The sequence below is a fragment of the Streptomyces sp. NPDC056486 genome (genome assembly GCF_042795295.1).
Lineage (GTDB): Bacteria > Actinomycetota > Actinomycetes > Streptomycetales > Streptomycetaceae > Streptomyces.
The window spans coordinates 1-13389 of sequence record NZ_JBHTSF010000208.1 but is presented as its reverse complement, the minus strand read 5'-3'; the positions used below and the strand labels follow the sequence as shown (position 1 = coordinate 13389).

At 66.4% G+C, this 13389-nt stretch carries 10 protein-coding genes; 5 read left to right on the top strand and 5 right to left on the bottom strand.

The features are described 5' to 3' along the window. Nucleotides 1-234: hypothetical protein (locus tag ACFQ7F_RS41580; RefSeq protein ID WP_383283251.1), on the bottom strand; the 234-nt coding region annotated here is incomplete at its 3' end. 482 nt (nucleotides 235-716) lie between these two features. Between ACFQ7F_RS41580 and ACFQ7F_RS41575 the strand changes: the two genes are divergently transcribed. The 3 genes from ACFQ7F_RS41575 (at nucleotide 717) to ACFQ7F_RS41565 (ending at nucleotide 2676) form a co-directional block, all read left to right on the top strand. Continuing rightward, nucleotides 717-1343 (top strand): hypothetical protein, encoded by a 627-nt coding sequence (locus tag ACFQ7F_RS41575; protein ID WP_383283248.1) that lies wholly within the window; start codon nucleotides 717-719, stop codon nucleotides 1341-1343. After that, on the top strand, nucleotides 1324-1743 hold the full coding sequence (locus ACFQ7F_RS41570) for a hypothetical protein (protein ID WP_383283245.1): 420 nt from the start codon (nucleotides 1324-1326) through the stop codon (nucleotides 1741-1743). Before ACFQ7F_RS41575 ends, ACFQ7F_RS41570 begins: the two co-directional genes overlap by 20 nt. A 162-nt stretch (nucleotides 1744-1905) precedes the next feature. Then, entirely contained in the window at nucleotides 1906-2676 is a 771-nt protein-coding gene (locus ACFQ7F_RS41565) for a hypothetical protein (protein WP_383283243.1), read from the top strand. Here the strand turns inward: ACFQ7F_RS41565 and ACFQ7F_RS41560 are convergent. Next, nucleotides 2657-3388, bottom strand: coding sequence for a hypothetical protein (locus ACFQ7F_RS41560; RefSeq protein WP_383283240.1), 732 nt, complete (start codon nucleotides 3386-3388; stop codon nucleotides 2657-2659). The genes ACFQ7F_RS41565 and ACFQ7F_RS41560 overlap by 20 nt on opposite strands. A 631-nt stretch (nucleotides 3389-4019) precedes the next feature. Here ACFQ7F_RS41560 and ACFQ7F_RS41555 point away from each other — a divergent pair. Then, a complete protein-coding gene (locus ACFQ7F_RS41555; RefSeq protein WP_383283237.1) occupies nucleotides 4020-5789 on the top strand; it encodes a hypothetical protein in 1770 nt (589 codons plus the stop codon). Between the two features lie 137 nt (nucleotides 5790-5926). Here the strand turns inward: ACFQ7F_RS41555 and ACFQ7F_RS41550 are convergent, their stop codons facing one another. Then, the gene (locus ACFQ7F_RS41550) at nucleotides 5927-7195 is read right to left on the bottom strand and encodes a sigma-70 family RNA polymerase sigma factor (RefSeq protein ID WP_383283234.1); all 1269 of its coding nucleotides are present in this window, start codon (nucleotides 7193-7195) and stop codon (nucleotides 5927-5929) included. Beyond that, nucleotides 7192-8019, bottom strand: a complete 828-nt coding sequence (locus tag ACFQ7F_RS41545) for a hypothetical protein (protein ID WP_383283231.1) — start codon at nucleotides 8017-8019, stop codon at nucleotides 7192-7194. The genes ACFQ7F_RS41550 and ACFQ7F_RS41545 overlap by 4 nt, the downstream gene beginning before the upstream one ends. 1160 nt (nucleotides 8020-9179) lie before the next feature. Between ACFQ7F_RS41545 and ACFQ7F_RS41540 the strand changes: the two genes are divergently transcribed. Then, entirely contained in the window at nucleotides 9180-11249 is a 2070-nt protein-coding gene (locus ACFQ7F_RS41540; protein ID WP_383283228.1) for a Shedu anti-phage system protein SduA domain-containing protein, read from the top strand. 966 nt (nucleotides 11250-12215) lie between these two features. Here the strand turns inward: ACFQ7F_RS41540 and ACFQ7F_RS41535 are convergent. After that, nucleotides 12216-13352 carry a hypothetical protein gene (locus ACFQ7F_RS41535; protein ID WP_383283225.1) on the bottom strand — a complete coding sequence of 379 codons (1137 nt, stop codon included), beginning with the start codon at nucleotides 13350-13352 and terminating at the stop codon, nucleotides 12216-12218. Nucleotides 13353-13389 lie beyond the last annotated feature (37 nt).

Here is a 13389-nt window from a genome sequence, read left to right as displayed (position 1 = left end):
TTTCTGACGAAATTTCACGCCCCGGAATTTGTCTGACGACAAATTCGTTTTAGGTTTATGCCGGGCCGCTGACGCGGCCCTTGGTTTGGCGTTGGATTTTTCTGACGAAAAATCTGGGTTGTTTTGTTGGTGGTTTATGCTTGGCCCGCTGGCGCGGCCTTTTCTGGATTGTTTTTGTTGGGTGGGTGTCATGTTTGTTGTGGGGGTGGGCTGTTGGTTCGCCTGGCGGCTCACCTTTCTTCTTCTATTCTAGGGTTTTGTTTGTTGGTTTTCATTTCTTTGGTTGCGCCTGACGGCGGGGGGTTTTCTCTGTGTTTATGGGTTTTGTGGGTGGGGTGCGTGTGGTTCGTTGTGTGGTGTGGGGGCGCCTGGCGGCGCTGGGATGTTGGGGTTTTCCTCCTGTCTGTTTGTGGGGTGACTAGAATCGAGCCCGCTTTGGGGGAGGTTGTGTGACGTATCGTCTGCTGACTTCGGATATCCCGCTTGGGCCCTTCGAGGGGGCTCTTGTCACTGTCTGGGCTGTGCCTGGTGGCCGAGGACGGCTGCATGGGCGGGCTTCGTGTTCCTATCTGCATTCTTCGCGGGTGGTTGAGCAGCAAGTGCCCTTGGGTGCCTCGTCGTTAGAGCGGATGTGTCCTGCGTGTGCTTCGTCTGGGTTGTGGGCGCGGCCTGGGACGGGACTGGGCATCTTTGTTGAGGCTCTGACTGGGCTGGGGTTGCTGTACGAGCTGGAGGCCTACGTCGAGGCGGACGAGGACGAGTACGGGGGTGTTGAGGTTGCGCAGGCAGCCTCTGTTCTCGGTGTTGGTGCTGGCTCAGGTACTGGTTCTGAAGGGGACGAGGAGGACTGGGACTCCGTGCGGGAGGCGCGGGGTGTCCGGGAGGCTGTCTTCTCGTCCTGGTTGGACGCTCTGACGAGCTTGGAGCGGGTGCATCAGACGCTGGGGTTGTTTCCCTGGCTGGTGCCGTGGGCGTCGGCGCGGGTGGAGCTGAAGGCTCGGCGGTGTGAGGAGCTTCGGGGCCAGGCCTCGCAGTTGGTGGACGTCCCGTCGCTGGTGTTGGCGGCGGCCGTGTCTGTCATGGAGAAGCCGGTGTTGCCCTCTGGTGATCCGGGGTTCGCTGCTTTGGGTTCTGCTGAGGCTGTCGAGTCGGCGTTGCAGAGGTTGTGGGAGCGGTGGCAGGGCGTGGTGGGGCGTGGCTGGGATCATCCGCGCGAGAGCGGCTACGTAGCCCATTACGTGGTGGATGAGATGGGGCGGCGGCGTAAGGGGCGCGATGAGCTGCTGGAGCGTTGCGGGCGGTTGCTTGGGGAGTGGAGTGCTGGTGACACGGGTCCTGGCTGAGGGCTGGTCGCAGCATGAGGAGCGCGGCTCGTTCTTTGATCGGGTCAGTGAGTGGGAGCGGGGTGTTCTGGCTGCGTTCGCCGTGTCGGTCGACTGGGATAAGTCGGGGCAGTTGGCGTTGCGGGTGCGGGTGCCGGAGGTGGTCGCGGCCCGCCTGCTGTCCGGGCGGTGGGGTGTTGGTCTGTCCTATGCCGAGGAGGGCGGGGAAGGTGCGGTGCGGGTGGTGAGGCCGCGCTCGGGTGAGGGTGTGGTGCCGGGGGTGTTCGATGACACGCCTGTCAGTGGGCGGCGTCTGGTGACAGGTGAGCATCTGCGGGCGCTGCGCAGCACGGTGCGGGATGCGGAGCAGTTGTATGTCGTGGCGGGGCTGGGTTCGGGGGGGGGGAGGTCGTGGCGCTGAGTGTGCTGGAGGAGCGCTGTGCTGCGGGGTGGCGGGGGATCATTCTCGCGGCGGCAAGTGATCTTCCCGAGGAGTTGTTCGCCGGTCAGGAGCAGGAGGGTCCTGTGTGGGCTTCTCCTGTGCACGATCCGGGCGCGGAGGGGTTCCGGGTGGAGCCTGGGCGTGGCGGAGGGCGAGCGGGCCTTGGTGCGGCTGTGTGAGGGGCGTGGGGATGTGGGGCAGGCGTTGCGCTCGCTGACGCTCGCGCGGTCGGTGGTGGACTTGCGTGAGCTGGAGCCGCGGGGCTGCGGGGAGAGCGGCCGTCCTCGGTATCCCTTCGGGTCGGCGGTGTGGCATGGGCTGCTGGCGATGGAGCAGCTGGATCTGGAGCCGTTCGAGGGGTCGGAGGGTGATTGGCCTGGATCTGATCTGCCGCTGGGCGTCTTGGCGTCGGTGCAGGCGTACACCACGGATGGGTCGGGGCGGTATCAGGGCCGGGCCCACTCCCCCGGGTGTGCGCATCGGCGTCCGCAGTACGGGGTGGACCGTCACGACGAGCTCGTGACGGTCTCTCAGCTGCTGGGCAACGAGAAGTTCGATCCCTGCAGCAAGTGCGGGGGTTATGCGGTGCGGCGGTTGAGCGACGATCAGGTCGCCTACTACCGGGCCGCGCATCGTGTGCACGCGCTCGCTCCGAAGGTCCGGTTTGCCGTGGAGGGCAGAGGCCGGCAGGAAGAGGTGGGCAAGCTGGTCGAGGCGCTCGAGGAGTTCGCTGAGCTGGATCCGTCGGCCACGGAGGCGAGGCGCGGTTCGTCTCCCGATCTGAGCTGCGGCAGTGGCAGCGGGTGGTGCGCGGCATGCAGGGAGCGCTGGCGCGGTCGGCGTCTACTGAAGGGTGCGGGCCGGGGCGTCCTGTGGGGCGGGGTGTGCGTGGTTAGAGGTGGTCGCGGGTGAGTACGGGGTTCCAGGCGAACCAGTCCAGTTCGTCGGCTCCCAGCTCGTAGGGGGCGCTCAGCAGGGCGCGCTCGGCCTCGGGCAGGTCGGTGTGGACGACGGGGGGTGCCTTGTCCAGCCACTGGGTGAAGTCGAGGTCGTAGCGGGTCTTGAGGCGTTCGGTGAAGGCGGCGTCCTGGCCGCGCAGCCGGGTCATGGCGGCGTGTACGCGGGGTTCCCAGGCGGGCATGCCGAAGTGGTCCTCGGCGCCCAGGAGGCCGTTGAGCGCGGCCAGGGTGCAGAACTCCTCGTCGGTGAACCTGCGCTGAAAGCCCATCAGGCCGTTGATCATCCTCTTCGTGTGCTTGTCGAGCTCGCCGAGGACGCCGTATCCGAACTGCTTGAGAGTGCGGGAGGTGCCGGGCCAGACGAGGTGGCGGTCGAGAAGGCGGTCTTCGAGTTCCAGCAGGGCGTAGGGCTTGTTGCTGGTCACGGCTTCCAGGGCCTGGTGGTAGACCCAGGTGTTGCGGGCGAACATCACGCCGTCGTGGAGCTGGTTGCGGCGGCCGCGTGCACCGGCGTGTGCGTCCTCGATGGGCCCGTTGCGCCACACGAGCTGGGTGATCCCGACCGCGGCAGCGTTGGCCAGGTTCCCGGCCTGAGTGCTTACGCCCAGGCGCTGCAGGACCTCCGTGGTGTGCGTGATCGTGGCTTCGTGGTCGAACTCCCCCACCGTCTCCCCCTTGTTGCTGTCTGCCTGCTTCGTTCACGGTCCATCATGGCGAAGCCAGTACGCGCCGGGGCTGCTTTGTAGCGGGCGAGAGGACGGATTCAAGGGGGGCGCAGTCGCGTGGGCACGTGTTGCTCGCTGCGGGACAGGCGGGCTGGTCGTCATGGGCAACGACCAGCCCGCCGTCCGCGGACTCCCCGGTGTCTGTGTCGCCGGCCCCCTTGAAACCGGGCGATGTTGCCGGCACACGCCGCGGCGGGATGGCAGGGCGCGCGTGCGGCAGCTGATCCGTACATTCCCCATCCTGTCGCCGCATCTGCCTTCATACCGAAGACGCCATCCCGCGCTCGCGCCTTCGAATCCTCACCACAGTGCGTGGCGGCCGTCCGGCTCGGCCCTTGAGGAGGGCTCTCTCTGCTGGTGGGCTCATCGGCACCGGTCATGTGGTGGAGCCTCAAAACGACCGGCGAGGTCGCATCGGAACAACTCCCGCTCCAGTTGGCGCAGCCAGCGCACTGCCAAAGAGGTTTGCGCTGATGGTGCCGGGGCCGTGCCGTGGTGGCGCTCGTGTACGCGTTGCAGAGCAGCCGGGCAGAGCACGGAGCTTTTCAGCGACAGCACATAGGGGTGGGATATGACGGCCATGCAGTCTCCGGTCGGCGCGGGGCGATGGCCTGACGACCGGGACACAGCCGCTACGACAGTTCGTCTGCGGGAGGCTTCGAGAGCCCTGCGCGTCCATCTGGACACGTTGCCCGCGGAGTTCCACTTCGACGGGCCGGGAGACCAGTTTCTGGCCGAGTCTGCCTTCCCCTTCGCGCGGTGGCGTTTTGGCTGTGCGGCCTCGCTGCTCGGTTCGGGTATCGGCGGCACCGTGGTGGGAGCGCTGGCCAGGAGCCTGTTCGACGACGGGCTGCGATGGCAGTGGATCGGACAGTCGCCGGCCGAACGGCGTCCTACGCTGCTGTCGGGCATGCTCCTGGAACGCGACCGGATCTGCGGCTACCTGGAAGAGCACGATGTCAGCTGCCCGAACCTGCCCCGGTGGTTCGTGCCCCTGCCCGGTGTCACCGACCTGACAGGAAGCTCGCTGGACTGGCTGTCGGCTCCCGATCCGCCCGGCGCCGAAGAACTCCTGGACGCATACCTGGCCTCCTCCCCCGCCGCGCCCGACCCGGCGAAGCTGACCGGAGGCCGTGTGCAGGACCTCCTGGACACGGCGCGCGGCATGCTGGCGGTGTCAGGGCTGCGGGGCGCAGTGATGGTCCTGGCCCACGCCGGCCACGGGAACCTGCTGGGGATGCAGAGCAGTGTCACCGCGGACGGAGTGCCCGGCCATGATCTGCGGGCCGATCACGAGGCGCTCTTCATGCATGTCGCCGCTGTCGGGGTGACGGTCACGCTGCTGGGCGTCTGCTGTGCAGTGCCGGAGAGCTGGCCTGCCGAGGTGGACCAGGCAGGATTTCTGGGCACCGCGGTGCGGCTGACGCAGGAGGTGGTCCAGGCGGCGAACGCGGTCCACGGGCTGGGTCACGCGCAGCCCGCATCGGCTCCCGTGAAGGTCAGGCAGCCCCGCCGGCCATCACGGCTGCGGCCCGGGGTCCTCGTCGCGGCCGATGATGTGCTGCCCGATATTGCCAGTGCGGACATCGTCATTGCGGCGGCCAAGGAGTATGAGGCCACGGTCGGCAGCTGGTGCCCCGACCCCTGGGCGCACGGCGATCCCAAGCTGGCCAGCATCCTCGCCCAGGCCGGAGCCCGCTCCGCCTTCGACACCATGATGTCCACCTACGACCAGCACGGCGCCGTGAGCGCCGTGTTCGGCGCCCGCATGCTGCTGGAGGAGGCCGCGCGGTTCACCTGGCTCACAGCCGACCCCGAGGACGGGACGTTCCTGGAGCGCTCCAAACGCTACTTCGACGAGTTCCGCGCGCGGAAGAAGAAGACCATCGCGCTGTTCTCCGGGAACGGGGTGGGCCTGCGGGCCGCGCGACAGCTCCTCGAACTGCCGGACAACGTCGTCGAAGGCCCGCAGGACATCGCCAAGGGGCGCCGACAGCTGCCGCCGATCGACCAGATGCTCCTGGAAATGGGGGCGCCCTACCCGGAACCGGGCTGGCTGCCGGTGGCCTACTCACTGCTGAGCCAGGTCACCCACAGCACGCCCCTCGGGCTGACGCGCATGTCCCGCTTCCTCGACGGCACCCTGCACGCCCATGAGCCCTCCCCGGAGATGCTGGCACTGGCTCTGGACACCGCGTGCCTGGCCAGCGCCCGGCTGCTGGGGACGTCCGGGGTTCTTCTGGACCACGGCAGCCAGACCTCGCAGGACTACGCGCTGGAACTCGTCGGCCGCGCCCACGCGGTGCACGAAGCGGCGCGTCTGGTGCACTGGCTCGACTAACACACCAGGGCCGTGGCCTGTCCACGGATTTGCGACGTTCGTCTTCACCAATGCGAGAGGCACCCGGACTCGCTGCGGTGCACGGTGCGTTGCGGGTGGTTTGCGCCCGAGGCAATGACGTTCGGGTGGGGCGCGGGTTATCTGGTGAGGGGTTCACCGGCGCAGCGCTTGTCGACGGCTGCCCGCATACGCTGGTGGGTTGCCGTGTTCGGCCGAATGTAATGAGAGCACTGCGGCGCGACGACTGCGTTCAACGTCTGGCTGATATCGGCAGGTTGTAACCCATCGTTGTCGGCTCTGGTTTCTTCTTCCAGGTGCTGAGTGAGGTTTCTCAGCGCCCGGTGCTGCAGCACTTTCACGGCACCCTCGGTTCGGTCCATCACGTGGGCGCTCTCTGCGACGGTCATGCCCTGGAGAAACCGGAGCACGATGCACTCGTACTGGGCCCGGTTGAGGGACTGCAGGGCGTTCAGGAGTGTGTCGATGTCCAGCGGCGCGTCATCGGCGGGCCCGTGAGACACGGCGTCGATGAGTGTGGTGACGGCATCGTGGCGGTCGTCGGTGCGCAGCCAGGCTTCCTCGGGCTCGTCGGTGACGAAGGTGCGGGCGGTGGCCATGAGCCACGTCTTGGGATCACCATGGGCTTCTCGGTGGGCCAGGGCGTAACGGAAAGTCTTGCTGGTGAGGTCCTCGGCGGCCGTACCGGTGCCGGTGAGCATCACGATGTAGCGGTAGACCACCTCCACGTAGCGGTCGTAGACCTGCTCGCAGGGTGCGGCAACGGTGTCCGCACCCGGGTGCGCGTCGGTATCTGTAGTGGTCTGCGGCATGGGCTGGTCGCCGCCGTCCGTCAGCGCCAGGGGCTGGTCGGTGAGCAGGGCGCGCAGGTCGCGGCGGGCGTGGACGAGGTGGGCCCGCACGGTGCTGGGGGCGATGGCCAGGGTGGTGGCGATCTCGTCGGTGGTGAAGTCCTGGAGGTAGTAGGCGACCACAATGCGGCGCCTCACGGGCGGCAGCATGCGCAGTGCGTCCACCAGGGTGTTCCTGAGGACGACGGCATCGCCGGGCTCGGCCTCGGTGAGAGTGACGTCGTCGAGGAAGGTGTGGGTGAGGATGGTGCGGGTCATCCGGCGGGCCTGGTCCTGGAGCTTGTGCCGCAGCGTCCTGGCGCCGTACGCGACGGGCTGGCGGATGGTGTCCCAGCGGGTGTACAGGTCGATGAAGGTGTCGTGGACGACGTCCTGGGCGCGGTCTGGGCTGGCGGTGTAGCTGAGGGCGTAGGCGAGGTAGCGGGTGTAGGTGCGGTGGTAGAAGTCGGCGAAGTCGTCGTCGGTCCCGACGGCCCGGGGGCCGGGCTCCGTGGCGGAGCCCGGCCCGGGGGTCGGATGTTCGGCTCGTGTGGTCACATCAAGTCCCGGTCCGTGGCAGTGATGTTCGGTGCGCGGGAGGGCGTGTGCAGGCCCTTGGCGTCCTGGGCGGAGTTCAGGGTGACGAGCGTGTTGGTCACCAGCATGATCAGCGTGACGATCACGGCGCAGAAGGCGATGCGCTCGCTGATGTTCCAGCGCTGCCAGAACCAGGACGGAGTCGTCTTGCGGATCTTGACGGCGCAACGGTGTGCGTAGCGGCTGCCGATGGCGACGGAGGCGGCGGGGATGGCCATCAGCGCAATGAGCGCGATGGTCAGGCCGGCGGCGGAGCCCAGGATCCAGCCCCCGGCAATGACCCAGGTAAGGGTTGCGGCCAGGACATCGAGGGTCAGTCCGGCCACGAGATAGCCGCGGCGGCGGGAGACCCGCCACACCGCCCAGGCGGGGTGGTGGCCGTCCTCGACCGCGTGGCGCAGTTCGTCGGAACGGCTGTAGACCCAGTCGCGGTTGCTCCCCTCGATGAGGGCGGTGACGCCGTGGCGGGTGATCTCGACGCAGATGTGGCGGTCCGCGTCGACGGCGTCGACGGTGAGCTGGGTGAGCTCGACGGCGGCGGTGGTGGGCACGGTGCGGCGGATCTCGGGGTCGTCGAGGAGACCGTCGAGGGTGTGGGCGCCGTTGACGTGGACAGTACGGCGCGTTCTGGTGCCCTGCTGGCGGGGGATCCGGTAGTCGGTGCTCAAGTTGATCTTCTGCGCGGGGAATTCCTGGCGCATGGTGTGGAGCATCTCGTCGACGCCGACGCGGGTGATCTTCCGGGGGCGCAGCTCGGGGTCGTCGGAGTAGGGAAAGGTCGTCATCGCTCTTCTCGTTTTGTGTGGACCGGGTCCTGCAGCCCCCTGGGGGGCTGCAGGCCGGTTACCTGTTGGAATGACGACCGGTCGCGCTCCGGCCAGAACACAGTGGTCGCCACAGAACAGAATGGCGTCACCGGAACCTGCCCGTCTAGAGAGTCCCGGGTTTTAAACAGTAGGTCGGATGTTTTCCGCACCCCGTGATCATTTTGACTGAAAGTCATTCTCTGCCGTGAGCCCGTCAGTTGCCCGAGAAGCGGGTGCGGTAGCACATCGCTTGCAGCCGTGGTGCATATATGCAGGTGTCAGAGGTGACGAGTACCCACTGCCGCAACTCTTCGCGATATGCGCACACTTGAGCGATTCACCGTGCCGATCTCTTCCGGGTGCCGCACCCTGGAACGGGAGTTGACATGTCCTCACGCATTTCCGACCGCCGCGTCCGACCGGCCGGTCTGCAGAAACGAATCAGCACCACTGCGGGACCCCTTCCCCTCACGATCCTGTCGGGATCTCCCCCTGCCGTTCTCGCCATCGAGCCGCAGCATTACGGGATCAGAGAATTAATTTCCTACCCCGTAATGCTCTTCGAACGGTGCTGGGAGTCCAGATTCAAGGAAAGGCATAAGCGTTTTCGAGTTCCCCTCTCTTTCTGCTTTATCGTGTGACCTGTGGTCCGGGTCCTTCTGAAGCCGCTCCCCCGGGCACCCGCCGCTAGGGGCGGGGCCCCGCCACCGACTGGAACGGGACTGGACTGGACTCACATGCTCTTCGGCCGGTCGCAGATACACACGATGCGCCTGGGACAGCAGCAGCTTCAACGAACCGGCGATGGGCCTGCCGACAACAGGGGATCACCACCCCGTTCAACTCCGGTGTCAACGAGGGCCGGATCACGGATCTGAAGCTCCAGAAACGGATCAGGACTGACCGTGCCGGGGGCCACTCCTGCGCCACCGCGTCATCCTCATGACCGGACTCCGGCGCCGCTGCCTGTGACACTCCGTCACGGGTAGCGGGTGACGGCGAGCGCGGCGACCTCGTGCGGAATGTGTCCCCACACCCGAAGGCGATGGGGATGGAGCGAGTGTGGGCGGCGGCGCGTTCGACACGGTGAAAGTCTCAACTGTCCGGCGCCCTACTGCCCAACCGTCCATCCTGGACGCATGGTTTCCACCGATCCGGCCGGAACGAACGAGCCGCCGACCATCACGGCGGTGACACGACGTGACATCTTCACGTACCTGCGCGGGATATCGCGCCCCTGGTGGGGCGAACTGGACGAGGTCACGTTCCTGGAGGGCCTCTACGACCTGGACCGACCTCCAGTCGGCAACAGCCAGCTTCCGACTGTCCGCGCCGATATCCAGCAGCACCGGTTCAACAACCCAGACCTGCCCGACGACTGGATCTTCGAGGACTCCCGCTTGGAGCTCTCCCACGGACCGGACCAGGTACTGCTCACCTTTCTGGCACGGATGGTCCAGCCAGAAGTGGCGGCCGACGTCGAGGAGGCAATAAAGCACGTCGAGAAACTGAACCTGGTTCTGGCGCCGGACGGATGGGCTCTGCGTCCGCACGAGTGGCTCTCGGGCCGCCCTCTGTATAAGCCGGTACGAGTGCCGCCTAGTGGCCCGTTGGTCCCGCTGCCGCTGGAGGACGAGGACACGGGCAAGCTCGACCTGGTCCTCGGCCAGACCTTCAGCCTCCTGGACTGCGCCGGCGAGGAGACCGCACGCGACCTGCTCCGCACCGCGGTCCTGACCCTCCGCCGTGACGGCGGCTTCTTCCATCCCATACCTGGTGACCATTGGACGGATGCCACCTACGAGGCGGTCCTGACGGTGGAGCGCGAGCTTCTGCCCACCTGCACCCCGGAAGCGAAGGAGGTGGTCTGGCGGACGCTGCAGTCCGTGCTCATCCAGCTCGGGCGCATCGACGTCCAAGACCTTGTGATCGAAGGCGACACCCGCCCGCTGCCCAACATCCCACCGGACTGGCGGACCCAAGCCGCAGTGCCCGCCACCCCCACCGTTCGAGGCTTCCGGCTCCCCTTCTCCACCACCGAGTTCGATGTCACCCGCAGGGACTTCACCGACCTAGAGATCCGCGGTTCGCAGGACAGCGGCGGGTTCCACTACCTCTATGACACCCGCGCACGCCGGATGATCACCGACTTCGTCCTCGACGACCGGCCGCAGGTAGCGACCCTGTGCAGCGTCACCATCATCAAGAAGGGCGACACCTTCACCCCGAGGATCAAGCTCTGGAAGAAGGACAAGAAGAAGGCTGGGGAAGTCTCCACCACGCAGACAGTGCCTGAGACCGGGACCACCCGGGCCGTCAAGGCGCTCGTCGACACCGGAGACGTCCACGAGAACTTCTGGAAGGTCATCAACTTCCTCCAGGGCTGCACCGGCCTGAGCACACCCGGCAGCTCCCTCCAGCTCATGGCCGGCGACGAGGCCCAACTGGCCCAGCTGCTGACTGGCCAGGACCGGACGATGATTCTCGGTGCGGTCAAGACAGCTATCGGCGGCGGGCTCACAGAGGAGGACATCCGACTGATCGGCAACCGCAAGGAACAGCTCCAGAGGTTCGAGCAACTGCTGACCGATCCGGAATACCTCCGGCAGGAGGGGACCCTGGCAACGACACGCGGGCCGGAGGCGGTCTGGCAGGCCTTCTTCGAGGCGAACCAGTGGATCTTCGGCTACGGACTCAACCTCATCGCCTGCGAATCCATCAACGACGGCAAACTGGAACGCATCACCACCGGCGCCAACATCTTCGGCGGAGCCGGGAAACGCATCGACGCCATCATGCGTTCCAAGGGCCTGATCAGCAGCATGCTCTTCTGCGAAATCAAGACCCACGACACCGAACTGCTCGCCAAGACCCCCTACCGCGCGGGCGTCTACCAGGCATCCAAGGAACTCGGCGGCGGTGTGGCGCAGGTGCAAAAGACGGCCAGCAAGGCCCAACAGCTCATCTCCAGCGAGCTTCTCACCCGGATCTACGAGGACGACGGCACTCCGACAGACATCGAACTGTCCACCACTCGCCCGCGACAGGTCGTGGTGATCGGGAGCCTGCGCGAGTTCACCCACAACGGCGCCGTGAACCCGGAGAAGATGAGCTCCTTCGAGCTGTACCGGACATCCATCCAGGACGTCGAAGTAATCACCTTTGACGAACTCTACGAGCGGGCCTGCTTCATCGTCGAGGATCACTGAGACGGACCGCCACCAGGGCGCTCGCCCACCCCTCCGCTAGCCGTGACGGAGTGTGTGAAGTGTCTCCTGCAGCCGACAGGCCCGTGACGGGGACCGATCACCACGCAACCGATTGTTGAGACAGCGAAACCGCCGAGGCCGCCATCAAACTGACACAGCCCAGACGTCGCCTACAACGGGAACAGGCGGGAGCGCGAAGCCCCCGCCTGACGCGGTCTGCCCTCTGAGTCTCTTGGCCGGAGCGCAGGGTCAGACCTATCTTTCCAACAGCGGTGGCTGGCATGCCAGCCACCATGTAGCCGGCTGAGCCGCCCACACGCTATATAGACTGCCACGCAGGCCTGATCGCTGAACCCCTTTGACCGTTTCCAGGTTACGCAGACGTCAAAGCCGCTTCCGGACCGTGTCCACACCAGACACGCGCGCTCTTCACGCCACTCCAGCACCATAAAAGTTCCCAGGTCATTGCACTGCCACGGTGCTGACCGCCAGAGGCGAACAAGGCGCACCAAGCTCCGCCCAAAGCCTTTGCCGCAAAGCCGCCGTCCCCATCGGCCACAGACCCCGGCGCGGGGACTGGTGTGGGGACTGGTGTGGGGACTGGTGTGGGCATCTCCGGCCAAGTCGCGCATCGTTGAGACACCACCGGCGTCACAGCGTGCCGCGGCTAGCCAGTTCCACGAAGCACAGTGCGAAGCAGCGGCCCGTTGCAAGATCAATGCCGGTGGGAACACTCCCTGCATGGACGCCCTCGTTCCGGTGCTTGTATAGATCACAGACGACCTCGGCCCCTGCCCTGCGCTTAGCAACCGTGGAAAACAACTCGGTCAACCAACCCCGGCAGCCCCGAAGAGGCGGAGTGGCTCTGTGCACGAGAACGGGAGTCGCTGACGGCCAGGTCGGCGGTTCGAAGGGCACTCTCGGCAAAGCGGGCCGGGCCCAGGGCAGCGGCGTGCGGCGCGCGCCTCACTCGTCGGTCGGCGCATGACTGGCGAGGGGCTCGGAATCGTGCTGCACGCGCTTCATGGCGGCATCGGCGAGTGCCTCTCGCCGATGGGTAAGTTCCCGGTCGAGCGTCTGCATGGCGCTCTCGGCGAGCCCATCGTCGGTCATCTGCCAAAAGTGCGGCTCATAAGCCTGGCGGACGCGAGTCGGCTGGGAGAAGAGCGCCGTTATCAGGGGGTCGGCGATCGCGTCCACGGCAGCTCTTAGCCCCTCGGGCGGTTCGGCGTGGCGGATGAGGCCGAATTCGAGAAGCCGCTGGCAGCCGTCCTCCCAGGCATCGTCACGCAGGCCGAAGACCTGCATGCGGGGCCGCGTGGTGAGGAAGACGCCTGCCGCGCGGTGCTTCCTGGGCGCCCACTGGCTCATCATTCTCAGGATGAGCCAGGTGGCGACCTCGGAAGGATTGAGCACCTGGATCCATCCCTTCAGGAAGAAGCCCTTGGGGAGCGTGATCGTCCTGGCAGCTGTCCAGCTACGGGCGGGGGCGGTGTAGAGGTCCGGGGTCGGCATATCGCCCCGCCCGCCTTCCTCCATGAGCGAGAAGTCCTCGTACAACCGCTGTCCGCGCGCGCCCCGAGGCATGGAGACCAAGGCGTCTTCCTGGCCGAGTTCTTCCAGAGTTCTCAGGGCTCCCTTGACTTGCCGAAGCCGCAAGTCCTCCAGCTTCCGCGTACGCCACCGCTCCTCCGCACGCGCACTACCGCGGAGCTCCGGAGGCATGTTCTTCAACGCGGCATCGTACGCACCCGACGCTGTGTCGTACGCACCGTCGATGGCAACGAGGGTGGACCACGATTCGGCCCCCTTCAGCGGGCGAACGTTCTGCCAGAGGTCTCCTGTGTCCAGCCGGCACTGCGCCTCGAAGACGGCCAGCAGGTAGAAGCGCAGCGCTATCCCCCGCGGAAGGACCAGCTTGGTGAGTCTCGACCGTTCCCCGTCGGCCCGCAGCAAAGCACTGCGCAGGACGATCGAGTCCGGCTTCTTCCCGGCCTTCCAGATTCCGCCCAGGGCCTCAGACGCTTTCGTGACCGAGCCGGTCCTCCGCATCTGCTGCAGCCGACGCAGTCTGCGCTCGTTCGTCTCCCGCGCATCAGCCACGAAGGAAGGTTAGCGCTTTGCTACCGACGTTTTGATC